This window comes from Amycolatopsis sp. NPDC051758, assembly GCF_044453095.1.
Classification (GTDB): Bacteria; Actinomycetota; Actinomycetes; order Mycobacteriales; family Pseudonocardiaceae; genus Amycolatopsis.
In genome coordinates this window covers 401,395-425,062 of sequence record NZ_JBITCJ010000009.1, presented here as the reverse complement: position 1 = coordinate 425,062, position 23,668 = coordinate 401,395, and the positions used below count along the sequence as shown (strand labels likewise).

The window sequence follows — 23,668 nt, the reverse complement described above, 5'->3', positions numbered from 1 at the left end:
GCGCAGGGGCCGCTTTGCCAGAATGGGGTGCGTGACGGCGAAGATTCTCGACGGCAAGGCCACCAAGAACGCCATTTTTGCGGAGCTCGAGCCACGCGTCGCGGCGCTGGCCGCGAAGGGGGTGACGCCGGGTCTCGGCACCGTCCTGGTGGGAGACGACCCCGGGTCGCATTCATACGTGCGGATGAAGCACGCCGACAGCGGCAAGATCGGGGTCAACTCGATTCGCCGCGACCTGCCGGCCGACATCACCCAGGAGAAGCTCGAGGCCGTCGTCGACGACCTCAACGCCGACCCGGCCTGCCACGGCTACATCGTGCAGCTGCCGCTGCCGAAGCACCTGGACGCGAACCGTGTGCTCGAGCGGATCGACCCGGAGAAGGACGCCGACGGCCTCGCGCCGGTCAGCCTCGGCCGGCTCGTGCTCGGCCAGCGGGGCGCGCTGCCGTGCACGCCGTACGGGATCATCGAGCTGCTCAAGCGCCACGGCGTCGAGCTGAACGGCGCGCAGGTCACCGTCGTCGGCCGCGGCATCACCGTCGGCCGCACGCTCGGCCTGCTGCTGACCCGCCGCAGCGAGAACGCCACCGTCACCCTGTGCCACACCGGCACCCGCGACCTCGCCGCCGAGGTCCGCCGCGCCGACATCGTGATCGCCGCGGCGGGGGTGCCCGGGATCATCACGCCGGACATGGTCGCGCCGGGCGCGGCGGTGCTCGACGTCGGCGTGTCCCACGTGGACGGCAAACTCACCGGCGATGTTCACCCGGACGTGGCCGAGGTGGCCGGCTGGATCTCGCCGAATCCCGGCGGTGTCGGCCCGATGACCCGGGCGATGCTGGTGAGCAACGTCGTCGAAGCGGCGGAACGCTCGGTACAGGGCCGATGACGATGACCGAGGACCGGCGGGACGTCCACGACCGCCGGGGCCGGCCGGCGCGGTTCACCCAGCTCCCGTTCGCGGTGGTGCTGCTGGTGGTGGCCGTCGCCGTGCTGCGGATCGTCCAGTACCACTGGCGTGAGGGCGCGGCGCTGATCGGCGCCGCGCTCCTCCTCGCCGGGGTGCTGCGGGCGGTGCTGCCGACGGAGCGCGCCGGCCTGCTGGCGATCCGCGGCAAGGTCGTCGACATCGTGACGTACGCCGCCCTCGCCGTGGCCGTGCTCTACGTGGCGTTGACCATCATCGGCGGCCCGCTCAGCTCCTCTTAGGACGCCATCGCGAGTTCACGCCGTTCGGCGCGAGCTTCGCGACGGTCCAATGTGCCCGAGACGATCGCGAGCGAGAGCCCGAAGACGGCCAGGAGCGCGCCGACCCAGTTGGGGGCGACCAGGCCGAGGCCGCCGGCGATGACCAGGCCGCCGAGGTACGCCCCGATCGAGTTGGCGATGTTGAACGCCGACTGCACCGCGGCCGACACCAGCGACGGGGTGCCGCCGGCCTTCTCCATGATCCGCGCCTGCATCATCGGGCCGATCATGAACCCGGCGACGCCGACGAAGAAGATCGTGATCGCGGCGCCGACCTTGCCCTGCGCGGTGATCGTGAAGATCCCCAGCACGCAGGCCAGCGACAGCAGCGCGGCGTACAGGCCCGGCATCAGCGCGCGGTCGGCCAGGCGGCCGCCGAGCAGGTTGCCGATGGTCATGCCGACCCCGGCCAGCGACAGCAGCAGGGTGACGTTCGACGGCGAGTAGCCGGCGACGTCGGTCAGCATCGGCGTGATGTACGACAGGCAGGCGAACACGCCGCCCAGCCCGAACGTGACGATCGCCAGCGCCAGGTGCACCTGCGGCCGCTTGAACGCGCCGAGCTCGGTGCGCAGCGACGCCTCGGCGGGCTTGCCCTGGTGCGGGACGAGCTTGGCGATGGCGGCCGCGGCGACCAGGCCGATGACCGCGACGACGCCGAAGGTGGCGCGCCAGCCGACCTGTTGGCCGAGCAGCGTCCCGAGCGGCACGCCGATGACGTTCGCCAGGGTCAGCCCCAGGAACATCATCGACACGGCCTTGGCGCGCTGGCCGGGGCCGACGAGGCTGGACGCGACCACCGCGCCGGCGCCGAAGAACGCGCCGTGGGGCAGCCCGGCGAGGAACCGGAACGCGACGCCGAACTCCTGGTTGGGCGACAGCGCGAAGAGGGCGTTGCCCAGCGTGAACAGGCCCATCATGGCCAGCAGCATGGTCTTGCGCGGCAGCCGCACGGCGGCCGCGGTGAGCAGGGGGGCGCCGATGACGACGCCGAGGGCGTAACCGGAGATGAGGTAGCCGGCGGTCGGGATGTCGACGCCGAAGTCGGCGGCCGCCTGGGGCAGCACGCCCATCATGACGAACTCGGTGGTCCCGATGCCGAAAGCTCCGATGGCGAGCGCGAGCAGCGCGACGGGCACGGCACTCCTTCCAGGGTGGGTAAACGATTACTTGGCCGAACTCAGCGTTGGTTACTGGATCGGTTCAGTCAGGGGACAAAAAGGAAGACAGCCATCCGGCCCCAGCGCCGTGAGCTGTCCTACGCACAGTCCAACCGACGAGGGGGGTCGTTGTCATCCCGATATCGGGTGACGATCCACACCCGTGCCGCGGTGATCAGCGCGGAGCGGCGAGGACGCCGTCCAGGAGGCCCGGGAAGAGGGCGTCAAGATCCTTGCGGCGCAACGAGTTGAACCGGGTCGTGCCCTCCTGCCGGCCGGCCACGACCCCGGCCTGGCGCAGGATGCTCAGGTGGTGGGTGATTGTGGACTTCGTCACCGGCACGGTCAGCCCGCCGCAGGCGATCTCGCACCCGGCCGCCGCGAGCTGGCGCACGATGCCCAGCCGCACCGGGTCGGCCAGTGCGCGGAGCACGCCTTCGACGGTGATCTCGTCCCGCGTCGGGTGGACGATCGGCGGCAGCGCAGCGGTCTTCGGCATGGCTCCATAGTACGACGGCGGTCGAAATTGTCAGACCGGCGTAGTACGGTGACTGTCGAACTACGACGTTCGTCGAACCAATCCTCTGTTCCGCTTGGGGGCTCCACCCATGTCCGCACCCTCGTCCTCGAGGATCTCCGTGCTCGCCTTCGGCGCGTTCGGCGTCGGGACCAGCGGCTACATCGTCGCCGGGCTGCTGCCCGCGCTGACCGGTGAGCTGCACGTCTCGGCCACCGCCGCGGCGCAGCTCGTGACCGCCTTCGCCATCGCGTACGCGATCGGCTCGCCGCTCTTCGCCGCCGTCACCGGCACCTGGGAACGCCGGACGCTGCTGGTCGCGGCGCTCGTCGTGACCGCCGCCGGCAACCTGTTCGCCGCGCTCGCGCCCGGCTACGGCACGCTCCTGCTGGCCCGGGTGGTGACCGCGATCGGCGCCGCGGTGTTCACCCCCGCGGCGAGTGCCGTGGCGGCCCAGCTGACCGCCCCGGAACGCCGGGGCCGCGCGATCGCGCTCGTGTTCGGCGGCCTGACCGTCGCGCTCATCTTCGGCGTGCCGCTGGGCAGTCTCATCTCGCAGCACCTGGGCTACCGGGCGGCGTTCGCACTGGTCGCCGTGTTCTCGCTGGCGAGCGCGCTGGCCGTGCGGATGGCGCTGCCGTCGGTCGAGGCACCGCCGCGGGTCAGCCTGGCCGAACGGTTCGCCGCCGGCCGCGACCCGCGTGTGCTCGTCATGCTGGCCGTGACGGTCCTCGGCTGCCTCGCCGCGTTCATGGTCTACACGTTCGTGTCGCCGCTGCTGGCCGCGACCGCGGGTGTGCACGGCACGACCGTGACGATCCTGCTGTTCTGCTACGGCGTCGGCGGCGCGGTCGGCAACTTCGCCGGCGGCCGGGCGGCCGACCGCTGGGGTTCGCGCGCGCCGCTGCTCGTCGTGACGGCCTCGATCACCGTGATCATGGCGCTCCTGCCGATCGCGACGGCGACCCCGATCGCGGCCGGCGTCGCGCTGTTCGTGTGGGGCATGGCGACGTGGTCGTTCAGCCCGCCGGTGCAGCACCGGCTGATCGAGCTGGCCCCGGGCCACGCGGGCCTGGTGCTCTCGCTCAACGCGTCGGCGATCTACCTCGGCGTCGGCCTGTCCGGCGTGGTCGGCGGCGCGGTGCTCGACTCCGGCGGCCCGCTGCTGCTGCCGGAGGTCGCGGCCGGGCTGACCCTGCTCGCCCTGCTGCTCGTGGGAGCGGCGTGGGGCCGGGTCCGCGCCCCGCGGGAAGAGGTCGCCGTCTAGTCGGTGCGGGCCTGGACTTCGCAGTCGGGCCCGGGATGGACGAGGCCTTCGTGCCCGTCGGCGAACCGCACGAGGTAGGGCGGTGCGCCGTCGGGCCCGCGGACCTCGAGGATCTCGCCCCGCTGTCCGGCCGAGCCGACGGTACGGCCGTGCACCTGGATTTTGTCCCCGACGACTGCGCGCATGGGACTTCACCTCCGTGTCCAGAGTAGGAGCACGAACCGGCCCGCGGTCCCGGCGAACGGCGGGAATCGGCGGTAAGAAGGTCCACTATGGACGGAATCGGCCGCGCCGCGGTCGCGGAGAACGCCGCCTGGTGCGCACTCGTCGCCGGCGGCGGGCGGTTCGGCCCGCGCGCCTGGACGAGCCCGCGCCGCACCCCGCAGTACTACCCGGACGCCGTGACGCTCGACCCGCGCGCCACGGTGTCCGACGTGCTCCCGTTCGTCGACGGATCGGCGGGCTGCTCGGTGAAAGACAGCTTCGCGACGCTGGAACTGCCGGGCTTCTCGGTGCTGTTCGAAGCGACGTGGATCGGGTGCGGGCCGGGCATTCCCGAGCCGGGCTGGCAGCGCGCCGCGTCACCGCTGGGGGACTCGGTGGCGTTGCTGTCCCGCGGCGAGAACCAGGTCGTCGCCCACCGCGGTGACGGTGTGGTCGGCCTGTCCAACTTCACTGGCCCGGACGTGGGCTGGCCGGGCGCGGTCGCGGCGGTGTCAGCCGCGTTCCCCGGCGTCCCGGTCGTCGGTTACGAACACGGCGGCGCGCTGGACAACGCCCTCGAACACGGCGCGGAGCCGCTCGGCCCGCTGCGCGTCTGGGTGCGTTAGCTCGACGCGGCCGCGGCCTTGGCGGCCTTCTTGAACGCGCGGACCTCGGCGAGGGTCTCGCCGTTGGTGACGTCGGCGATCGACCGGCGGGAGCCGCGGTCGCCGTAGGAGCCGGCGGTTTCGCGCCAGCCTTTCGGCTGGACGCCGCGCTGCTTGCCAAGCAGCGCCAGGAAGATCTTCGCCTTCTGCTCGCCGAAGCCAGGCAAGGCGCGAAGGCGCTTTAGGACTTCCGGGCCGTCGGGCTTGGGGCGGCCGTCGAGCCAGATGCCCTCGGTGCGGCCGTCGTAGTTCTCGATGATGTGCAGCGCGAGCGCGTGGACGCGGCGGGCCATCGAACCGCCGTAGCGGTGGATGGCCGGCGGCACCACGCACATCTCGACGAACGTTTCGACGTCGGTCGCGGCGATCTTCGCCAGGGAGAAGCCGTCCATCCGGTCGGCGATCTTGCGCGGGCCGGCGAACGCGTGCTCCATCGGGTACTGCTGGTCCAGGAGCATCCCGACGAGCAGGGCGAACGGGTCGTCGTTCAGCAGCTTGTCGGCGGCCGGGTCGCCGGTCAGGTGCAGTTCGCGCAGCATGCCGTCATCTTGACACAGCTTCCTTCGCCGGGAGATGGGCGATGACCAGCGCGACCGTTGCGATGAGGAAGTTCTGCAGCGCCGGCTGGAGGCCGTTCCACTTGTCCGACTGCCACATCTGGAACCACTCACCGCCGATGGCGAGGAAGCCGACCCCGAACAGCAGCACCCACATCACCCAGCCGAGCGTCGAGAGCCGGCGAGCCGTCTCGGTGCGGGCGCGCAGCCACGCGACGAACGCCGCGATCAGCACCAGCGCGGTCAGCGTCTCCCAGACGATGATCACGACGTAGGCGGTGTTCTGCAGGCCCGGGCTGGTGATCGCGCGCCACATCATGTCCGGCGAGCGGAACGTCGTGTCCATCGCGAGCACGTGCTGCACGAACGCCTGGTTGGTGCCGAAGTCGGTGATGTTGCCGAACGCGATGAGCGCCATCTGGAGCGCGGTCATGGCGGTGAGGACGACGACCACGAACCGCAGGCCGCCGATCCTGGCGAGAAACCCCATGTGCGGATCGTAACGACGCTGTCACCGGGTTTTCGAGTACCTCGACGGCGTTGTGCCCAGGTACCGCTTGAAGTGCCGCGTCAGGTGGGCCTGGTCGGTGAACCCGGCGACGGCGGCGACCTCCGCGGCCGGGGAGCCGTCGAGCAGCAGCCGGCGGGCGCGGTCGACCCGGCGGCCGGTCAGGTAGCGGTGCGGGGGCAGCCCGAACCGCGCGCCGAAGCAGCGGACGAGGTACGCGGGGTGCGCGCCGAGCGTCTCGGCGGCTTCGGCCAGCGTCAGCGCCTCGGGCAGGCGAGCGTCGAGAAGGTCGCGCAGGTCGTCCGCGAGGCCGCGCTTCGGCTCGTGGGCCGCCGGCCGGCCGAGGTGGGTGTGCAGCCGTTCGGCGACGAGCGCGAGCCGGCTCTCGGCCTCGAGCGCGTCAGCGGAGTCGGCGAGGGATTCGTGCAGCTGGTGGATGCGGGTGCGCAGCAGCCCGTCGGCGAGGCTCGGCCGGTCGACCGCCGCGCCGATGAGGTCCTCGCCCAGCACCGACGTGTCCAGGTAGAGCACGCGCTTGCGGAAGCCGTGGCTGGTCGCGGCCCGCCCGTCGTGCGCGACGTTCGGCGGCAGCAGCGTCACGGCCGGCCCGAGCGCGCCGTGGTGGTGGCGGTCGAGGTCGTAGCGGATGACACCGTCGTCGACGATCAGCAGCGTCCACGTGTCGTGGGTGTGCAGCGGGTAGGCGTGCGTGATGAACCGCGCGTGGAAGACCTCGGCGATCCCCGGGACCGCCGGCCGCCAAGCCGAGACGCGCGCCTCCATGTCAAGAACGTACAAGACGCGAACGTGGCCGGCGGGTGAGTCTTTCCGGCATGACTTCCTTCGACACGAAGATCGCCGTCCTGCTCCGCGACGACCTGGCGTCCTGGCAGCGGCTCAACGTGACCGCGTTCCTGGTCAGCGGCATCGCCCACGTGACGCCGGAGCTGATGGGCGAGCCCTACTTCGACGCCGACGAGACGGAGTACCTGCCGATGTTCGGCCAGCCCGTGCTGGTGTTCTCGGGCACCGCGGACGTCCTGACCGCGGCGCACACCCGCGCCCTCGGCCGTGGCCTGCGTATTTCGATCTTCACCGACGAGCTGTTCCACACCGGCAACGACGTCGACAACCGCGCGGCGGTGCGCGCGGTGCCGGGGGAGAAGCTGGCCTTGGCGGGCCTGGCGGTGCACGGGCCGAAGAACGCGGTGGACAAGATCCTCAAGGGCGCGTCCCTGCACCGTTGAGGTCAGGGGGCCGTCGCGTGCACCACGAAGACGCTCCGCACCCGGTCCTCGCCGGTCACCGTGAAAGTCCGGGCCGAAACGTCCACGAACCCGGCCGACGAAGCCAGCGCGGCCGCCTCGGTGTTGTCGGTCGGGAACGTGATGTCCCTCGGCACGAACTCCGCGAAGGCCCCTGAAGGCCGGAACCGCGCGCCCGACACCACCGAGAACGCCAGCCGCCCGCCCGGCCGCAGCACGCGCAGCCAGTCCGCGAACGCGACCGCTCCCAGGAAGTGCAGCGAGGACGCGCACAGCACGACGTCGGCGGACCCGTCCGGCGACGGCATCGGCACCGCCGGCGCGACCTGCCACGTGATCAGTCCCGACGGATCCAGCGACGACGCCTTCGCCTCGGCCTTCGCGACCATCGCCGGCGACAGATCGACGGCCAGCACTCGGGAAGGCTTCAGCCGCAAAGCCGCGTACGCCGCGAAGCCCGTTCCGGTCGCGACGTCCAGCACGAGCCCCGGGCCGGTCGGCAGGGGCGCGACCAGCGCGTCCGCCACCTGGGCGTGGAAGGTGTCTTCGTCGTAGTGTTCGGCCGTGCCGTCGAAGACGGCGGCCCGCGCGTCGTGGTCCACGGACCCCAACCTAACCGGGGCCACCAGCGGTTTTCAGCGGACGGCGCCCCGCGAACCCCAGGTCGGCGCGGTGGTACCAGCCCAGCTCCCGGTCACCTTCGAGCCAGCACAGCAGCACGTCGGTGCCGTCGAGTTCGGCCGGGAAGTCGACCAGCAGCGGCGCGAACCCCTTGAGCTCGGCGCCGGTGCGCTGGACCGTCGTCATCAGGTCGTCGAGCCGGGCCTGCGCGGCCTTCCACTCGGGCAGGCCGCCCAGCTCGGTGGCGCGGCCGCCCGGGCGCAGCGACGCCGCGAGCTCGGCCGCGTCGGCGCGCACCCGCACCAGTTCGGCGAGGACCGGCCGCAGCCGCGCCAGTTCGTCTCGGGCTTCGGCGACGGTGAACAGTCCCATCCGCCGATTTTGCCATCGGCCCGCGTCAGGCTTCGCGCCGCCGCCGCACCAGCGCGTTGGCCAGTCCGCTCCCGACGAGCAGGAAGCCCACGCCGAGCAGCCCGCCGATGAAGAGGAAGTCCATGACGCCGTACGCGATGTCGCTCTTCGGCATCAGGTTCACCAGCCGGAAGCCCCATTCCGGCATGGCCATCGCGGCGACGCCCGGCAGCACGCCGTAGATCAGCCCGCCCAGGATCGGGCCGACCGCCGACAGCGCCCCGAGCGCGGCGACCACCAGCAGCAGGATCGCGCCGCCGGCCAGCAGCGCGATGCCCAGCGCGTCGCGGTTGGTGCTGAGCGTGGCCTGGATCAGCTGTTGCTGGCGCAGCCCGCCCCAGCTCAGGAGGCCCAGCGCGACCGGGGTGAGCACGAGCCCGCCCAGCGCGCTGACGACGTGGGCGCCACCTCTGCGCGGCCGCTCGTCGAGCACGTCCGGAGTGTCGTCGTAGTCCTCGTAATCGTCTTCGTATTCGGTGTACCGATGGGTCGACATGGCCGTCACCTCCCGCATGATGAGTTCACGGGTGGCATCGTGCCTTGGTTCACCCGCCGAGCGCGACGCTCGCTCGGCGAGCGGTCGGATCGGCCGAACGGCAGGTCGTGCCCGGTGAGCCGCGCCACATTCCGCGGGTGGAGACTTGATACCGACCACTACTGGAACCATCCAGCTCGGTCAAGCAGTACGCTTGTACCGCTACCGGCGAGACTTAAAAGAAGAACGCGAAGATCCGCGGAAGGAGCACCGCTGCTCATGGCCAAGATCAAGGTCCAGGGCACCGTCGTCGAACTCGACGGCGATGAGATGACCCGCATCATCTGGCAGTTCATCAAGGACAAGCTGATCCACCCGTACCTGGACGTGAACCTGGACTACTACGACCTGGGTATCGAGGAGCGGGACCGCACCGACGACCAGGTCACGGTCGACTCCGCGAACGCGATCAAGCGGCACGGCGTGGGCGTCAAGTGCGCCACGATCACCCCCGACGAGGCCCGCGTCGAAGAGTTCGGCCTGAAGAAGATGTGGCTGTCCCCGAACGGGACGATCCGCAACATCCTCGGCGGCGTGATCTTCCGCGAGCCGATCGTCATTCAGAACATCCCGCGGCTGGTGCCGACGTGGACCAAGCCGATCATCATCGGCCGCCACGCCCACGGCGACCAGTACAAGGCGACCAACTTCAAGGTCCCCGGCCCGGGCACGCTGACCATCAGCTACACCCCGGACGACGGCTCCGAGCCGATGGAGTTCGAGGTCGCGAAGTTCCCCGAGGGCGGCGGCGTCGCGATGGGGATGTACAACTTCAAGAAGTCCATCGAGGACTTCGCGCGCGCCTCGCTCCAGTACGGCCTCGACCGCGGCCTGCCGGTGTACCTCTCCACCAAGAACACCATCCTCAAGGCCTACGACGGCCAGTTCAAGGACGTGTTCGAGGAGATCTTCCAGGCCGAGTTCAAGGCCGACTTCGACGCCAAGGGCATCTCCTACGAGCACCGCCTGATCGACGACATGGTCGCCGCGGCGATGAAGTGGGAGGGCGGCTACGTCTGGGCGTGCAAGAACTACGACGGTGACGTCCAGTCCGACACGGTCGCGCAGGGCTTCGGCTCGCTCGGCCTGATGACGTCGGTCCTGCGCACCCCGGACGGCAAGACCGTCGAGGCCGAGGCCGCGCACGGCACGGTCACCCGGCACTACCGCCAGCACCAGCAGGGCAAGCCGACGTCGACGAACCCGATCGCGTCGATCTACGCCTGGACCCGCGGCCTCGAGCACCGCGGCAAGCTGGACGGCAACTCCGAGCTCATCGGCTTCGCCAACAAGCTGGAAGAGGTCGTCGTCGAGACGGTCGAGTCCGGTCAGATGACGAAGGACCTGGCGCTGCTCATCAGCAAGGACCAGCCGTTCCAGACGACCGAGGAGTTCCTCGCGACGCTGGACGACAACCTGGCCAAGAAGATCGCCCAGGGCTGATCCGGTCGTGAAGCCCCCTTCCCGGAATGCCGGGAAGGGGGCTTTCGCGTGTTCACGGCGAGTGACCGCACTGGCGCCTCCGGGTGGTTGCGGCGTACGGCGCTGTCCGACCGGGTAAAGGATTGCCTACCCTTGGCGTGGGACGGGCTCGCGGTTGGAGGAAGGCATGTCGAAGAAGACTCTGCTCATCTTGGGCGCCATCGTCCTGGTCGTCATCGTCTACGTGATGAACACGGACAAGCAGGCTTCGGGGGCTTCGGCGACCGGCTGCAAGGTGACCGTGACCGCGGACGTCCTCAACGCCCGCGAGACCGCCGACGGCAACGCGAAGGTCGTCGGCAAGTACCTGCGCGACGCCCAGTTTGACGCGCTGCCAGGCGTGCAGAACGGCTTCCGCAAGGTGGCCGACGACAAGTGGGTGGCCGCCGCGTTCACCGAGCCGGTCGCCGGGTCCGCCTGCTGATCAGACTCCCAGCAGGTCGGTGCCGAGGGTGATGATGCCGCACAGCGCGGCGGTCAGCCCGAGCAGCCGCGCGCGTTTCGGGTCGCGCTTCGCCGCTGCGCGCCAGTAGAGGCCGATGCCGATCACCAACATGAGCAGTTCGACAACGGCCGAGACGGCGGGCAGTCGCCAGAGCCCGAAGCCGAACGTCGGCAGGTCGCCGGCGTTGCCGGGCAGGATCGGCAGGTCGGCGCGGTGCACGACGAGGTCGAGCAGCCAGTGTGAGAACACGACGCCGCCGAGGATGAGCCCGGCTTCGCGGCCTAGCCAATGACTCGCGACCGCGCCGAACAGGGCGGCGAGGACAAGCGCGCCGACGAGCGAGTGCGTGTAGTCGGCGTGGATGACGCCGCCGCCGTAGCCCGCGCCGTCGACCGTCTCGATGCCGCTGAGGTAGAGCGGGACGAAGACGACGTCGAGCCAGGCCGTGGCCAGCATGAGCGTCCAGATCGGGATGGCCGGCCGGCCCGCCTTGACGGCGGCCGCGAGCCCGAAGTGCCCGGCGATCATCTGCGCGCCTCCGTCCAGGGGAAGCGGGCGTCGAGCACACCGAGCCCGACGGTGAAGAGGAGGACGGCGAGGATGAAGCTCATGGTTTCTCCGCGTAGTTCGTGAGGCCTTGGACGAGCATGGTTTTGAGGACTTCGAAGCTCTGGGCGACGTCTTCGGGGCGCCCGAAGCCCCCGGACGCTTCGAGCCCGGCGAAGCCGTGGACGGCCGCGCGGATGCAGCGGGTCGCGTGCACGGCCTGGACGTGGTCGAAGCCGAACGGCCTGAGCGCGGCGAAGACGACTTCCGCGACGGCGTGGGTGGCGGTGCTGAGCTCGGTGTCCGTTTCGTCGGGGGCGGTGGACAGGGCGTTGGTGCGGTGCGGGTGGCGCCGCAGGTAGGCGCGGTAGGCGTCGGCGAGGGCGCTGACCGCTGCTGCGCCTTCGCGTCCGGTGGCGGCGGTTCTCAGTGCGTCGGCCATCTCCTGGACGACTTTGAGGTCGATGAGCCGGCGCAGGTCGGCGAGGCTCTTGACGTGCTTGTAGAGCGAGGGGGCGGCAACCCCGGCGCGTGCGGCGACCTTGGCGAGGGTGAGGGCGTCGGCGCCTTCGTCGTCGACGATCTCGAGGGCCAGGTCGACCACCGCTGGGGCGGTCAGCCCCGCTCTAGGGGACATCGAGTTGGCTACTTGGCATAGCTTTAAAGCTAATGGTCGTAGCTTCGGGCGTCAAGGAGCCGTTTTTGTCGGTGGTCGCTGATAGAACTCGGTGCGTCCGAAAACGCAGGTGAGCGGAGGTGTGGTGACGTCCCGGGGGCGGGCGACAACTGAATGCGGCTGAGGCGAGGTGTCCGCGGGGTCTCCAGGGGGAGTTCCGCGGGCGCGAGGGCCGAGGGTGTGCGGCTTGGCGGGGGCCGGAGGAGTGGAGCCCGGGGACCGCGCTCGGACGGGGGTCGGAGCGCGGCGGCGAGATTCCTCCGGGCTGCCGGACGGCGGGCGGCAGCGCGGCAGGCGGATGTGCTCGGCCGTGGGCTGCGGGCGGCGGGCGGGTGTGCTCGGCCGTGGGCTGCGGGCGGCGGGCGGGTGTGCTCGGCCGTGGGCTGAGGCCGGGTTTCGTCGGGCTGCACTCGGGCGCGAGGTCCGAGCGCGAAGGCGAGTCTCTTCCGGACCCCGCGGCCGTCAGAGTGCGACCGTGAGGTCCTCTTCCGCGACCAGCACCTCACCGCCGAACTCGGCACGTGCCTCGGCGGCCGCTGCCGCGCGGTCGGTGCCGGGCCAGAAGTGGGTCAGCATGAGCCGGCGCGCGCCGGCCCGCTCGGCCCAGTGGCCCGCCTCCGCCGCGGTCATCAGAAAGCGGGGCTCTCCCTCCGCCGGTGGGGTGCGGAGGGTGGCGTCGCAGATGAACAGGTCCGCGTCACGGCCGAGGTCCGCCAACACCGGCGACGGTCCCGTGTCCCCGGTGTACGCCACCGTGAGCCCGGGCGCGCTGAGGCGCACGCCGAAGTTCGGCAGGTAGTGCGGCAGCTCGTAGGTCTTGAGCCGGAACGGCCCGAGGTCGGCCGGTGCGCCGAGGTCGTGCACGTCGAACAGCTCCGCCGGGTGCGGCCGCGGCTCCATCGCCGCCAGGCGCCGGAGGGTGCCGGGCGTGCAGTGCAGCGGCAGCCGCGGCCGGTCCCGCGACGGCTCCTGGACCGTGTAGTACCAGGCCCGTCCGAGCGCGCTCACGTCCGCGCAGTGGTCGGGGTGCTCGTGCGTCACCACCACGGCGTCGGGCAGCCCATGCGCGAACAGGCGCGACGCCGCGCCGTACCCGAGGTCGAGGACGACGCGGAACCCGTTGTGCGACAACAGGAATCCCGCGCACGCTCGCCCGGGCTCGGGAAACGCGCCGCAGCTGCCGAGCACTGTCAGCTCACCCATGCCCGGCAGTCTGGCAGAGCGGCCACCGGTCCGGCAGACACGAGCCGGTAGCGTGCAGCGAGTGCTGACCGTCTCCACCGTGAACGTCAACGGCCTCCGCGCCGCCGCCAAAAAAGGTTTCGTCGAGTGGCTCGCCGCCACGAAGGCCGACGTCGTCTGCTGCCAGGAGGTGCGCGCCACCGCCGAACAGCTGCCCGCGGAGGTTGTCGAACCCGACGGGTGGTTCGCGGTGCACGCCCCCTCGGTGGTCAAGGGGCGCAACGGCGTCGCCGTCTACAGCCGCGTCGAGCCCGAAGAGGTCCGCATCGGCTTCGGGGAGCCCGAGTTCGAAGACAGCGGGCGGTACCTCGAAGTGCACCTGCCGAACGTCGTCGTCGCGAGCCTCTACCTGCCCAGCGGTGACGTCGGCACCGAACGCCAGGCCGAAAAGGAACGCTTCATGGCCGCGTTCCTGCCCTACCTCGTCGAGCTGCGGGCGAAGGCCGCCGCGGCCGGGCGAGAGGTCGTCGTGGTGGGGGACTGGAACATCGCCTACGACAACGTCGACCTCAAGAACTGGCGCGGCAACCGCAAGAACTCCGGCTTCCTGCCCGAAGAGCGCGAGTGGCTCGGCCGCGTCTACACCGAGGCCGGCTACACCGACGTCCAGCGCCGCCTCGACCCCGAAGGCCCCGGCCCGTACACCTGGTGGTCCTACCGCGGCCAGGCCTTCGACAACGACTCCGGCTGGCGCATCGACTGCCAGCTCGCCACCCCCGGCCTCGCCGAGAAGGTCGTCGACGTCGTGGTCGAGCGCGCCGCCGCCTACGACCAGCGCTGGTCCGACCACGCACCGGTCACCGCCACCTACGACATCTAGGCGGCCCGGGCGGCGCGCCAGGCTGCGCTGTCCACGAAGTGGTTGTCGTAGCGCTCCTGCGTCGCCAGGATCTCCGCCGGCGCCGCCTCGCCACGCCGGATCCGGTCGATCATCCGGAAGTACTCGAAGCGCTCGACGCCGGGTGTGAACACGATCAGCACGTCCGCGCCGGACCGTGCCGTCGCGCCGAACGCGTGGGTCGTCCGCGGCGGCACGAACAGCATGTCGCCCGTCCGCACGGTCACGACCTCCTCGCCGGTCAGCACCTCCAGCTCGCCGTCGAGCATGAAGAACATCTCCGCCGACGCCGTGTGGAAGTGCGGCGTCGCGCCGTCGTGCCCGCGGCCCAGCGACGCGCGGTTGGTGCTCAGGTGCCCGCCGGTCTGGGAGACGTCGGCGAGCAGGGTCATCGTGTCCGGCGTCGAGCCGAGCTGCTCGGCTTCGTCGTGGTGTACCAGCAAAGTTGTCATGCCAGAGATGGTTCCACGCCTGATAGTTCGCTGTCAAACTATCTGGCGACGAATAGTGCTGCCGTCGAATAGACTCGGGACGTGACTGACGAAGACGCCGTCGACACCGTCGTGTCGGCCTGGCGGCGCGAACGCCCCGATCTCGACCTCACCGCCATCGGCGTCGCCGGCCGACTCGGCCGGCTGAGCCTGGTGCTCGGGCCCGCCCAGGAGCGCGTTTTTGACAAGTTCGGCCTGCAACGCGGGGAGTTCGACGTCCTGGCCGCGCTTCGCCGGTCCGGGCCGCCCTACACGCTGATCCCGTCCGAGCTGTCCGCGACGCTGATGATGTCCCGCGCCGGCATGACGAGCCGCCTCGACCGGCTGGAGAACGCCGGGTTCGTCGAGCGCACACTCGACCCGAACGACCGCCGCAGCTTCCGCATCCGCCTGACCGACCAGGGTTTCGAGGCGGTCGACGCCGCGATGACCGAGCACACCGCGAACGTCAGCGAACTGCTGTCCTCGCTGGAGAAAACCGAAATCGGCCTGCTCGACGACGTCCTGCGCAAGCTGCTCCGGATGCTCGACACCCCGTAGGACGCACTCTGCAGGACCAAAAAGGGCCTTCCCGCACCGGATGCCGGGAAGGCCCTTCTCGCCGCGCCTGGCTCAGCAGGACAGGTTGTCACCCGTCGGGACCCCGAGGATCCCGGTGATCTGCGTGTACTTGTCGATCCGGCTCTGCACCTGCGCCGGGTTGCCGCCGTTGCACTCGATCGAGCCGTTGATGCTGCGGATCGTCTCGCCGAAGCCGCGCTGGTTCACCATCGCGTCGTGCGGCGTCATCGTGCCCGGGCCGGTCTGGGTGTTCCAGTACCAGAGGCCGGTCTTCCAGGCGACGGCCGCGTCCTGCTCGACCAGGTACGGGTTGTTGAGCAGGTCGATGCCGAGGTTGTCACCGGCGGCCTTGTAGTTGAAGTTCCAGCTCAGCTGGATCGGCCCGCGCCCGTAGTAGGCGGCCTGGCCGGCGGGGCAGCCGTAGGACTGGCCGGCGTCGCAGTAGTGCGGGTAGTTCGCGGTGTTCTGCTCGACGATGTAGACGAGGCCGCCGGTCTCGTGGTTGACGTTGGCCAGGAAGGCCGCGGCTTCCTGCTTCTTCACCGTGTCGTCACCGGTGTTCGCGAACCCGGGGTACGCGTCGAGGGCCGCGGTCAGGCCGCTGTAGGTGTAGAAGCTGTTGCGGCCCGGGAAGATCTGGTCGAACTGCGCTTCGCTGACGACGAAGGACGCATCGGGCGCGGCGGACGCGGTCGTGGCGGGGAGCACGATGGCGCCGGCAGCGGCCGCGAGTGCGCTCACCGCCACTCCGGCGCGCTTCAGGAACCGGGGGATCGACATGCGGGACTCCTCTGGGGTCATGCCGGTCGTGCGCGGTCCGACCAAGCCGTGAATTTCTTTCGGAGTTACGCCAAGAGGTATAGACCAATCACCAACGAGTGAAACAGGGCTGAGCGGAAGTGGCCGCGATCGGAGCAGTGTGAACTGCGACGAATGGCAGAGCGTGTGCCGGTCTTGGGGTCAACGGGTGACGAACGGCCGGACACGAATCGGTCACGCTCTACTCTGGGTACGAGCGTTCCGCCTTGCGCAACACCCACTCGGGTGGCGCACTGAACCGTGGGGGTGCCCGGATCGTGTTCCTGGTTGGGCGCTAGTCTCGGCCCCCGAGCCGATCGGACCGACAGGTCTTGACACGCTCGGTAGTTTTTTGACCAGTAGCACGCAGCGTCTCACTCGTATGGGTGAGACCTTGGGTGAAGACACTGCGCTCGTCACTCGCGGGAGGCACTCCGGTGCGCAACCCAGGTCAAACCCTGATGCGGTCCTCGCTGCGCGTTTTTCGCGCGGCGGCGGTGGTCGCCCTCGTCCCGGCCGGCCTCCTGCTGGCCGGCGGCGCGAGCGCGTTCGCCGACGTCACGACGACCGCACAGGCCGACACCAACGCGGAGAGCTTCGGCGTGCTGGGCCCGGTCGGGCTGGTCGCCGTCGCGCTCGGCATCGTCGGGATGACGCTGGGCGTGCTGCGCCAGCGCCGCAAGACCCGCGTCGCCGAGGCTGCCCCGGCCGTGCCGGAGGTCCCCGACCCGGTCACGGCGATGGCCGAAGCCGTTCTCGGCGAGCCCGACGCCACGCCGACCCGCCCGTTCCTCACCCAGCGCCCGCACGCCTGAGGGCCCTCGCGCCCGCTGCGCGTCCCGGCCTGAAAGAATCCTGACGTGTCCGAAGAGCAGACCGTCGCCGCGCGCCGTCCGCGGGTCCTGTCCGGGATCCAGCCCACCGCCGACTCGTTCCACCTCGGCAACTACCTCGGCGCGCTGCGCCAGTGGGTGCGGATGCAGGACACGCACGAGACGTTCTACTGCGTGGTCGACCTGCACGCGATCACCGTCGAGCAGGATCCGAAGGTGCTGCGGCAGCGCACCCGCGTCTCGGCCGCGCAGCTGCTGGCCATCGGCATCGACCCGAGCCGCAGCGCCCTGTTCGTGCAGAGCCACGTGCCGGAGCACGCCCAGCTGAGCTGGGTCCTGGAGTGCCAGACCGGCTTCGGCGAGGCCGGCCGGATGACGCAGTTCAAGGACAAGTCCGCGAAGCAGGGCTCCGACCGCTCCAGCGTCGGCCTGTTCACCTACCCGATCCTGCAGGCCGCGGACATCCTGCTCTACCAGGCCGACGCCGTCCCGGTCGGCGAGGACCAGCGCCAGCACCTGGAGCTGACGCGCGACCTCGCGCAGCGCTTCAACAACCGGCTGGGCAAGACGTTCGTCGTCCCCGAGCCGTACATCATCAAGGACACGGCGAAGATCTACGACCTGCAGGACCCGACGAGCAAGATGAGCAAGTCGGCGTCCGCCGCGAACGGCCTCGTGGAGTTGCTGGAGGACCCGAAGCGTTCGGCGAAGAAGATCCGCTCGGCGGTCACCGACACCGGCCGCGAGGTCGTGTTCGACGCCGAAAACAAGGCGGGCGTCTCGAACCTGCTGACGATCTTCTCGGCGCTCACCGAGCGCACGATCCCCGACCTCGAAGCCGCGTACGAGGGCAAGGGTTACGGCGACCTGAAGAAGGACCTCGGCGAGGCGTTCATCGAGTGGGTCACCCCGATCCAGGACCGCGTCAAGTCCTATTTGGACGACGTGACCGAGCTGGACAAGGTCCTCGCGGCGGGTGCCGAGCGCGCGCGTGAGGTGGCGTCGAAGACGCTGGCCAAGACGTACCAGCGGATCGGGTTCCTGCCGCCCGTCCGCTGACGCGTGAAGCTGATCCTGCTCAACGGCCCGCCGGGCAGCGGCAAGTCGACGCTCGCCCGGCGCTACACCGCGGACCACCCACCGGCGCTGGCCCTGGACATCGACCACCTCCGCGCGATGATCGGCGGCTGGCGCGCGGCGCCGGGTGCGGCCGGCTTGCTGGCCCGGGACCTCGCGGTGGCGGCGGCCCGGACGCACCTGACCGCCGGGCACGACGTCGTGGTGCCGCAGCTGCTGGCCCGGCCGGGGTTCGCCGAGCGGCTCGAAGCGCTGGCTCGTGAATGCGGCGCGAGCTTCCACGAGGTTGTGCTCCTGCCCGGCCGCGAAGTGGCGCGACGCCGCTTCGCCGAGCGTGGACCGTCCGAGGTGGAGACGGTCGCGCCGCTCACCGACGCCGAGTTGACGACGGCGTATGACCGCGTGGCGGCGTCCGCCGCCGCACGGCCGGAGGTCCCGATCGTCTCGGACGGGACGCTCGAAGAGACCTACCGGGCGCTCCTCGCCGCGCTCGGCTGAGGCGCCCGGGTGCCTGAGCCCGAACCGGCAACAACCGCAGCGCTGCCGGATCCTTCGCGATCCACCGGCAACCCCACCCCCGCCCTCTCCTGGGGGGCTGCCCCTGTCCAGTTTATCGGTGGGCACCGACGGTTCGGGTTTTCGTGGCCGGTGCACGCCCGGTTGTCCACAAGTGGCGAGGGCTGTGGATGACTTCGCGGAAGCGGCCACCTGGTGAGTCCGCGAACGGTTGCGGAGGGTAGACGTGCGGACGGGCGCGTCCCCCGCACAGGCCGCTCGCGTTGCGGGAGTCACCCGGCGTGGTTAGCGTTTCACAGTGGCGAACGAAGAAGAGAAGGAAAAGCTCCTGCCGCGGCTGCGGCGGAAGTACCCGTGGCTCGATCACCTGATCCGGGCGAACGAGGCCTTCACCGAGCGGTACGGCAACCACTACGCGGCCGCCATCACCTACTTCAGCGTGCTGTCCGTCATCCCGATCCTGATGGTCGCCTTCGCCGTGGTCGGGCTGGTCGTCAACCACGACCCGAACGTCATCGGTCAGATCAAGGACAGCATCAACAACTCCGTGCCCTCGGGCCTGCGCAGCCTCGTCCAGGGCATCGTGGACGCCGCGATCGGCGCCGGCAGCGGCATCGGGATCTTCGGTCTGCTCATCGCCCTCTACTCCGGCATCGGCTGGATGGCGAACCTGCGTGACGCGCTCACCGCGCAGTGGGGCCAGGAGAAACAGCCGCAGCCGTTCGTCAAGCAGACGCTCAAGGACCTCGTTGCGCTGGTCGGGCTGGGTGTTGCGCTCGTCGTCTCGTTCGCGCTGACCGCGATCGGCGGCGGTGTCGGGAACTTCCTCCTCGGGCTCGTCGGGCTGGCGGACGAGACCTGGGCGAAGGTCCTGCTCCGCATCGCGACCATCGTGCTCGGCCTGGCCGCCAACACCCTCGTCTTCCTCTGGGTCATCGCGCGCCTGCCGCGCGAACGCGTCGCGCTGCGCAGCGCCGTCAAGGGTGCGGTGTTCGCTTCCATCGGGTTTGTCATCCTGCAGCAAGCCGCCACGTTCTACCTGGCCAGCGTCACGAAGTCGCCGGCGTTCGCGCTGTTCGGCCCGGTCATCGGCCTGCTCGTGTTCGCCAACTTCGTCTCGCGCTTCCTCCTGCTCGTCACGGCCTGGACCGCGACAGCCAAGGAGAACCAGCGCAAGGTCATCGCGCCGCCGGTGCCGGTGCGGCTGGAGCAGAACGTCACCGTGCAGCGTGGGCCGGGCTTCGGCGCCGTCGCCGGTGCCTTCAGCGCCGGGGCGCTGCTCGCCTGGCTGGGTGGCCGCCGCAAGTCTTGACAGCGGGCGGGTCGGTAAAGAAACTGAACCGGTAAGAATTCTGAACCGGAGGTTTCATGCTGGACGCCGCCCGCGAGTGTGCCGCCCTCGCCAAGACGCTCGCGCCGGTCACCGAGCAGAACCGTGCGCTGCCGGCCGAGCTCGTCGCGAAGCTGACCGACGCCCAGCTCCTGCGCAGCGGCGTCCCCGGTTACCTCGGCGGCCCCGAAGCGTCGCCCGCCGTCAGCCTCGAGACCGCCGAGACGGTCGCGCGCGGGGACGCGTCGGCCGGCTGGTGCGTCTCGATCGCCGTGACGAGCAGCCTGCTTTCGGCCTATGCCCCGCGGAAGTGCGCCGAGGAGGTCTTCGGCGACCCTCGAACCGTGGCCGCAGGCGTCTGGGCGCCGCGCGGGACCGGCCGAAAGGTCGACGGCGGGTACGTGGTCTCCGGCCGCTGGCCGTTCTGCAGCGGAATTCCGCACTGTGACTGGCTTTTTGCCGGGTTCGTGCACGAGAGCGAGCTGTACGTCGCCGCGTTGCCAAAGGCCGAGATCGAGGTGCTCGACACCTGGCACACGAACGGCCTCCGCGGCACCGGCAGCCACGACTGCGTCGCCGAGAACCTGTTCGTCCCGGACCACCGCGTCTTCTCGGTCATGGGCGGGCCACCCGAGGAAGCCGTTGCGCTGCACCGGTTCCCGCTCTTCGGCTACTTCGCGTTGTCCGTCGCGGCGGCCGCGATGGGCAACGCGCGCGGCGCGATCGACGACCTCGTCGAGCTGGCCTCGACGCGCAAGCCGCTCGGCTCCAGCCGCTCGCTGGCCGAGCGGTCGCAGACCCAGGGCGCCGTCGCGGAGGCCGAAGCCGCCCTGCGCGCGGCGCGCCTGTTCTACTACGCGAGCATCAACGACGCCTGGCAAGCCGCGCAGGGCACCGAACCGGTGTCCGACCAGCTCAAACTCGGTCTCCGGCTGGCCGCCACACACGCGACGCGCACGGCCGCGAAGGTCGCCGACAGCATGTACGACCTCGCCGGCGGCGCGGCGATCTACGAGACGTCGCCGCTGCAGCGCCGGTTCCGCGACGCGCACACGGCCACCGCGCACTTCCAGGTCAACCCGGCCAGTTACGAGCTGTCCGGCAAGCTGCTGCTGGGCGTCCCGGCCCGCACCGAACAGTTCTGAGGAGACCCGTGCCCGTCAACGCCCAGTACCGCCTCGCCGCCCGGCCGTCCGGCCTGCCGAAGGACTCGGACTGGCAGTACACCGAGGACGCCGTGCCGTCGCCCGGCGAAGGGGAGTTCCTCGTCGAGGTCCAGTACCTTTCGCTGGACCCGGCCATGCGCACGTGGATGAACCCGGGCCGCTCCTACGTGCCGCCGGTCGGGATCGGCGAGGTCATGCGCGCCGGCGGGATCGGCCAGGTCGTCGAGTCGCGCCACCCCGGGTTCACGGCCGGCCAGAGCGTGTTCGGAACCTTCGGCGTGCAGAACTACGCCGTCTCGGACGGCAAGGACGTCCAGGTCGTCGACACGGCCCTCGCCCCGGCGCCGGTCTTCCTCGGGACGCTCGGGATCAGCGGGATCACCGCGTACTTCGGGCTGTTCGACGTCGGCAGGCCGGAGCCGGGCCAGACCGTGGTGGTGTCCGCCGCGGCCGGGTCGGTCGGCATCGTCGTCGGCCAGCTCGCGAAGATCCACGGCTGCCGCGTCGTCGGCATCGCCGGCGGGACGGAGAAGTGCCGGACCCTGGTCGAGGAGTACGGCTTCGACGCCGCCGTCGACCACCGCGCCGGGAACCTCCGCGCGGACCTGAAGGAGCACGCGCCGGACGGGATCGACGTCTTCTTCGACAACGTCGGCGGCGACGTCCTCGAAGCGGCGCTCGCCCGGCTCGCGCGCGGCGCCCGGATCGTGCTGAGCGGCGCCGTTTCGCAGTACAACAGCACCGAGGGCCCGCGCGGCCCGGCCAACTACATGCAGCTGCTGGTGCGGCGCGCGTCGATGACCGGGTTCGTCTTCTCCGACTACGCCGACCGGTACCCGGAGGCGATCAAGGCGCTCGCGGGCTGGGTGGGCGACGGCTCGCTGAAGCCCCGCGAAGACGTTGTCCCGGGCGGGATCTCGAAGTTCCCGGAGACGCTGCTCAAGCTGTTCCGCGGTGAGAACACCGGCAAGCTGGTGCTGGCGCTGTGACCGACCTGCGGCACCGGTTCACGGCGGACTCGGTCGGCCGGGCGCTCGACCTGGTCGGGGAGCGGTGGAGCCTGCTCATCCTGCGCGAATCGTTCTTCGGTGTGCGGCGCTACGGCGAGTTCGCGCGCAACCTGTCGATCCCGCGCCCGACGCTGTCCGCGCGCCTGAAAACGCTGGTCGACGCGGGTGTGCTCACCCGCGTCGAGGTCGCCCCCGACCGGCCCGAATACCAGCTGACGCAGGCCGGGCGGGACCTCTTCGGCGCCGTCGTAACGCTCATGCAGTGGGGTGACAAGCACCTGGCCGGGCCGGCCGGGCCGCCGATCCTGTTGCGGCACAAGGACTGCGGCGAGATCGCCGAGACCTACGTCGCGTGTGGACACTGCGGTGGCACGATGACCACCGACAAGGTGACCCCGGAGCCCGGTCCCGCCTTCCGCTAGTTCGCGGCCTTCTTGCGCTGGTGCCCGACGACGAAGGCGCCGACGATGATCAGGAACACGATCAACGTGATGATCCAGCCGGTGACGCCGAACGGGTCATCCTTGGCGGCGGCTGCGGTGGACGTTCCGCTGCTGACACTGCCGTCGGGGAGCACGGTCGGCGTGCTGCCGGTGTCCGTTGCGGCCGGCGCCTGGTAGGTGATCTGGCCGACCGGCTCGGCGCGGTCGGCTTCCAGCGCGAAGCCGTAGTCGAGCAGCTTCGCCGCCTGGTCGACGACCTTCGTCGGCTTCTGCTCGGCGCGCAGCATGACCACCGCGAGCCGCTTGCCCTTGCGCTGCGCCGCGCCGACGTAGGTGTGGCGGGCGTCGTCGGTGAAGCCGGTCTTGCCGCCGAGGAAGCCGGGGTAGACGCCGAGCAGCTTGTTGTCGTTGTAGACCGGGATCGCCGGCTTGCCGCCGGTCGCCGGGATCTCGAAGTTCTTCGTCGAGACGGTCTTCGCGAACTCAGGCTGCTTCATCGCGTAGTGGAAGATCAGGCTGAGGTCGTAGGCCGAGGTCGACATGCCCGGCCCGTCCAGCCCCGACGGCGTCGCGGCGCGGGTGTCGAGCGCGCCGATGCGGGCCGCCAGCGCGTTCATCTTCGCGACCGCGGAGTCGACCCCGCCGAGGACCGTGGCGAACGCGTGCGCGACGTCGTTGCCCGAGTGCATCAGCAGGCCGTGCAGCAGCTGGTCGACGGTGTAGCTGCCGCCGGCGACGAGGCCGACGCAGGTGCACTCCTGCTCGGCGTCCTCCTTCGTCGCGATGATCACCTGCTGCGGGTCCAGCTGGGTGACGGCGACGAGCGCGAGCAGTGTCTTGATCAGCGACGCGGGCCGCTGCCGGGCGTGCGGGTCCTTCGCCGCGACGATCGCGCCGCTGTCGAGGTCCTGCACCACCCACGACGCGGCGGTGTTGCCGTCCGGCGGGTTGAGCGCGCCCGCCGGGGTGACCAGGCCGCACTCGGCCATCCGCGGGCCGCCGACCGGGACCGCGGGCACGGCCAGCGGAGCCGGGGCCTGCGCGCCCGGCGCGGGCCTCTCCGACGTGTCGACCGGGGCCGGCGGGGCCTGGCGGTTCGCGCACTGGCCCGGCTGCGGCGCCGCGGCCGCGAGGACCGGGGTGCTCAGGGCCAGGAGGGCGGCGGCGAGCGTCGTCGTGAGGACCTTGAGCGACCGGGAGACAGCGGAGTGCACCCACGCAATCTAGCGCCGCGGCCCGCGTCGCATACTCAGGGG

At 70.6% G+C, this 23,668-nt stretch carries 30 protein-coding genes and 1 pseudogene; 16 read left to right on the top strand and 15 right to left on the bottom strand.

All coding sequences use genetic code 11. The annotated features are described in order from the left end of the window. Positions 1-31 precede the first annotated feature (31 nt). Both ACIA5G_RS37755 and ACIA5G_RS37750 read left to right on the top strand, forming a co-directional pair. Complete coding sequence (locus tag ACIA5G_RS37755; protein ID WP_395932143.1) at positions 32-889, top strand: bifunctional methylenetetrahydrofolate dehydrogenase/methenyltetrahydrofolate cyclohydrolase; 858 nt, start codon at positions 32-34, stop codon at positions 887-889. After that, positions 886-1,209 (top strand): DUF3017 domain-containing protein, encoded by a 324-nt coding sequence (locus ACIA5G_RS37750; RefSeq protein ID WP_395932141.1) that lies wholly within the window; start codon positions 886-888, stop codon positions 1,207-1,209. Before ACIA5G_RS37755 ends, ACIA5G_RS37750 begins: the two co-directional genes overlap by 4 nt. Here ACIA5G_RS37750 and ACIA5G_RS37745 read toward each other — a convergent pair. Both ACIA5G_RS37745 and ACIA5G_RS37740 read right to left on the bottom strand, forming a co-directional pair. Beyond that, on the bottom strand, positions 1,206-2,387 hold the full coding sequence (locus ACIA5G_RS37745) for an MFS transporter (protein ID WP_395932139.1): 1,182 nt from the start codon (positions 2,385-2,387) through the stop codon (positions 1,206-1,208). The genes ACIA5G_RS37750 and ACIA5G_RS37745 overlap by 4 nt on opposite strands. Positions 2,388-2,583: 196 nt before the next feature. After that, positions 2,584-2,907: an ArsR/SmtB family transcription factor gene (locus ACIA5G_RS37740; protein WP_395932137.1), complete on the bottom strand. Its 324-nt coding sequence runs from the start codon at positions 2,905-2,907 to the stop codon at positions 2,584-2,586. A 109-nt stretch (positions 2,908-3,016) separates the two neighbouring features. On the opposite strand from ACIA5G_RS37740, the gene ACIA5G_RS37735 reads away from it, so the two are divergent. Further along, on the top strand, positions 3,017-4,192 hold the full coding sequence (locus ACIA5G_RS37735; protein WP_395932135.1) for an MFS transporter: 1,176 nt from the start codon (positions 3,017-3,019) through the stop codon (positions 4,190-4,192). Here the strand turns inward: ACIA5G_RS37735 and ACIA5G_RS37730 are convergent. Beyond that, positions 4,189-4,377 (bottom strand): DUF1918 domain-containing protein, encoded by a 189-nt coding sequence (locus ACIA5G_RS37730; protein WP_395932133.1) that lies wholly within the window; start codon positions 4,375-4,377, stop codon positions 4,189-4,191. The genes ACIA5G_RS37735 and ACIA5G_RS37730 overlap by 4 nt on opposite strands. An 87-nt stretch (positions 4,378-4,464) precedes the next feature. Here ACIA5G_RS37730 and ACIA5G_RS37725 point away from each other — a divergent pair, with 87 nt between their 5' ends. After that, positions 4,465-5,022 carry a hypothetical protein gene (locus tag ACIA5G_RS37725; RefSeq protein ID WP_395932131.1) on the top strand — a complete coding sequence of 186 codons (558 nt, stop codon included), beginning with the start codon at positions 4,465-4,467 and terminating at the stop codon, positions 5,020-5,022. Here the strand turns inward: ACIA5G_RS37725 and ACIA5G_RS37720 are convergent. Genes ACIA5G_RS37720 through ACIA5G_RS37710 form a run of 3 tightly spaced genes read right to left on the bottom strand, consistent with a single transcriptional unit; the run spans position 5,019 to position 6,909 of the window. Next, positions 5,019-5,600 (bottom strand): HhH-GPD-type base excision DNA repair protein, encoded by a 582-nt coding sequence (locus tag ACIA5G_RS37720; RefSeq protein ID WP_395932129.1) that lies wholly within the window; start codon positions 5,598-5,600, stop codon positions 5,019-5,021. The genes ACIA5G_RS37725 and ACIA5G_RS37720 overlap by 4 nt on opposite strands. Positions 5,601-5,604: 4 nt before the next feature. Next, positions 5,605-6,108, bottom strand: a complete 504-nt coding sequence (locus tag ACIA5G_RS37715) for a DUF2165 domain-containing protein (RefSeq protein ID WP_395932127.1) — start codon at positions 6,106-6,108, stop codon at positions 5,605-5,607. 21 nt (positions 6,109-6,129) lie between these two features. After that, on the bottom strand, positions 6,130-6,909 hold the full coding sequence (locus ACIA5G_RS37710) for a helix-turn-helix domain-containing protein (RefSeq protein ID WP_395932125.1): 780 nt from the start codon (positions 6,907-6,909) through the stop codon (positions 6,130-6,132). A gap of 50 nt (positions 6,910-6,959) precedes the next feature. Here ACIA5G_RS37710 and ACIA5G_RS37705 point away from each other — a divergent pair, with 50 nt between their 5' ends. Then, positions 6,960-7,373: a DUF2000 family protein gene (locus ACIA5G_RS37705; protein ID WP_395932123.1), complete on the top strand. Its 414-nt coding sequence runs from the start codon at positions 6,960-6,962 to the stop codon at positions 7,371-7,373. 2 nt (positions 7,374-7,375) lie between these two features. Here ACIA5G_RS37705 and ACIA5G_RS37700 read toward each other — a convergent pair whose 3' ends face one another. From ACIA5G_RS37700 to ACIA5G_RS37690, 3 genes are read right to left on the bottom strand one after another with little or no spacing between them, the layout of a single operon-like run. Further along, positions 7,376-7,993, bottom strand: coding sequence for a class I SAM-dependent methyltransferase (locus tag ACIA5G_RS37700; RefSeq protein ID WP_395932121.1), 618 nt, complete (start codon positions 7,991-7,993; stop codon positions 7,376-7,378). A 10-nt stretch (positions 7,994-8,003) separates the two neighbouring features. After that, positions 8,004-8,384 (bottom strand): DUF2203 domain-containing protein, encoded by a 381-nt coding sequence (locus tag ACIA5G_RS37695; RefSeq protein WP_395932119.1) that lies wholly within the window; start codon positions 8,382-8,384, stop codon positions 8,004-8,006. 25 nt (positions 8,385-8,409) lie between these two features. Further along, complete coding sequence (locus tag ACIA5G_RS37690; RefSeq protein ID WP_395932117.1) at positions 8,410-8,919, bottom strand: hypothetical protein; 510 nt, start codon at positions 8,917-8,919, stop codon at positions 8,410-8,412. Between the two features lie 258 nt (positions 8,920-9,177). Between ACIA5G_RS37690 and ACIA5G_RS37685 the strand changes: the two genes are divergently transcribed. Both ACIA5G_RS37685 and ACIA5G_RS37680 read left to right on the top strand, forming a co-directional pair. Beyond that, the gene (locus ACIA5G_RS37685; RefSeq protein WP_395932115.1) at positions 9,178-10,401 is read left to right on the top strand and encodes an NADP-dependent isocitrate dehydrogenase; all 1,224 of its coding nucleotides are present in this window, start codon (positions 9,178-9,180) and stop codon (positions 10,399-10,401) included. A gap of 166 nt (positions 10,402-10,567) precedes the next feature. Continuing rightward, the gene (locus ACIA5G_RS37680; RefSeq protein WP_284745521.1) at positions 10,568-10,864 is read left to right on the top strand and encodes an SH3 domain-containing protein; all 297 of its coding nucleotides are present in this window, start codon (positions 10,568-10,570) and stop codon (positions 10,862-10,864) included. On the opposite strand, the gene ACIA5G_RS37675 is transcribed toward ACIA5G_RS37680, so the two are convergent. The 3 genes from ACIA5G_RS37675 to ACIA5G_RS37665 form a co-directional block, all read right to left on the bottom strand. After that, positions 10,865-11,413, bottom strand: coding sequence for a permease (locus ACIA5G_RS37675; protein ID WP_395932112.1), 549 nt, complete (start codon positions 11,411-11,413; stop codon positions 10,865-10,867). 79 nt (positions 11,414-11,492) lie between these two features. Further along, entirely contained in the window at positions 11,493-12,068 is a 576-nt protein-coding gene (locus ACIA5G_RS37670) for a TetR/AcrR family transcriptional regulator (protein ID WP_395932110.1), read from the bottom strand. Between the two features lie 501 nt (positions 12,069-12,569). Next, positions 12,570-13,310, bottom strand: a complete 741-nt coding sequence (locus tag ACIA5G_RS37665) for an MBL fold metallo-hydrolase (RefSeq protein WP_395932108.1) — start codon at positions 13,308-13,310, stop codon at positions 12,570-12,572. A gap of 52 nt (positions 13,311-13,362) precedes the next feature. Between ACIA5G_RS37665 and ACIA5G_RS37660 the strand changes: the two genes are divergently transcribed. After that, positions 13,363-14,169 (top strand): exodeoxyribonuclease III, encoded by an 807-nt coding sequence (locus ACIA5G_RS37660; RefSeq protein WP_395932106.1) that lies wholly within the window; start codon positions 13,363-13,365, stop codon positions 14,167-14,169. Here ACIA5G_RS37660 and ACIA5G_RS37655 read toward each other — a convergent pair. Continuing rightward, positions 14,166-14,639, bottom strand: a complete 474-nt coding sequence (locus tag ACIA5G_RS37655) for a cupin domain-containing protein (protein WP_395932104.1) — start codon at positions 14,637-14,639, stop codon at positions 14,166-14,168. The two genes, ACIA5G_RS37660 and ACIA5G_RS37655, sit on opposite strands and share 4 nt — an antisense overlap. Before the next feature lie 81 nt (positions 14,640-14,720). Between ACIA5G_RS37655 and ACIA5G_RS37650 the strand changes: the two genes are divergently transcribed. Continuing rightward, positions 14,721-15,218, top strand: a complete 498-nt coding sequence (locus tag ACIA5G_RS37650; protein WP_395932102.1) for a MarR family winged helix-turn-helix transcriptional regulator — start codon at positions 14,721-14,723, stop codon at positions 15,216-15,218. Between the two features lie 72 nt (positions 15,219-15,290). Here the strand turns inward: ACIA5G_RS37650 and ACIA5G_RS37645 are convergent. Continuing rightward, positions 15,291-15,925: pseudogene (locus tag ACIA5G_RS37645) on the bottom strand (chitinase); the annotation flags it as partial. A gap of 573 nt (positions 15,926-16,498) precedes the next feature. Between ACIA5G_RS37645 and ACIA5G_RS37640 the strand changes: the two are divergent. The 7 genes from ACIA5G_RS37640 to ACIA5G_RS37610 all read left to right on the top strand — a co-directional run bounded on the left by ACIA5G_RS37640 (position 16,499) and on the right by ACIA5G_RS37610 (position 22,391). Then, positions 16,499-16,852, top strand: coding sequence for a hypothetical protein (locus ACIA5G_RS37640; protein ID WP_395932100.1), 354 nt, complete (start codon positions 16,499-16,501; stop codon positions 16,850-16,852). A 45-nt stretch (positions 16,853-16,897) separates the two neighbouring features. After that, the gene (gene trpS / locus ACIA5G_RS37635) at positions 16,898-17,929 is read left to right on the top strand and encodes a tryptophan--tRNA ligase (protein ID WP_395932098.1); all 1,032 of its coding nucleotides are present in this window, start codon (positions 16,898-16,900) and stop codon (positions 17,927-17,929) included. Positions 17,930-17,932: 3 nt separating this feature from the next. Continuing rightward, complete coding sequence (locus tag ACIA5G_RS37630; RefSeq protein ID WP_395932096.1) at positions 17,933-18,445, top strand: AAA family ATPase; 513 nt, start codon at positions 17,933-17,935, stop codon at positions 18,443-18,445. A gap of 316 nt (positions 18,446-18,761) precedes the next feature. Then, positions 18,762-19,775 carry an inner membrane protein YhjD gene (yhjD, locus tag ACIA5G_RS37625; RefSeq protein ID WP_395932094.1) on the top strand — a complete coding sequence of 338 codons (1,014 nt, stop codon included), beginning with the start codon at positions 18,762-18,764 and terminating at the stop codon, positions 19,773-19,775. A 56-nt stretch (positions 19,776-19,831) separates the two neighbouring features. Next, a complete protein-coding gene (locus tag ACIA5G_RS37620; RefSeq protein ID WP_395932092.1) occupies positions 19,832-20,938 on the top strand; it encodes an acyl-CoA dehydrogenase family protein in 1,107 nt (368 codons plus the stop codon). Positions 20,939-20,946: 8 nt separating this feature from the next. Continuing rightward, complete coding sequence (locus ACIA5G_RS37615; protein WP_395932090.1) at positions 20,947-21,948, top strand: NADP-dependent oxidoreductase; 1,002 nt, start codon at positions 20,947-20,949, stop codon at positions 21,946-21,948. Beyond that, positions 21,945-22,391, top strand: coding sequence for a winged helix-turn-helix transcriptional regulator (locus ACIA5G_RS37610; RefSeq protein WP_395932088.1), 447 nt, complete (start codon positions 21,945-21,947; stop codon positions 22,389-22,391). The genes ACIA5G_RS37615 and ACIA5G_RS37610 overlap by 4 nt, the downstream gene beginning before the upstream one ends. Here ACIA5G_RS37610 and ACIA5G_RS37605 read toward each other — a convergent pair. Continuing rightward, a complete protein-coding gene (locus ACIA5G_RS37605; protein WP_395932086.1) occupies positions 22,388-23,626 on the bottom strand; it encodes a D-alanyl-D-alanine carboxypeptidase family protein in 1,239 nt (412 codons plus the stop codon). The genes ACIA5G_RS37610 and ACIA5G_RS37605 overlap by 4 nt on opposite strands. Between the last annotated feature and the right edge of the window lie 42 nt (positions 23,627-23,668).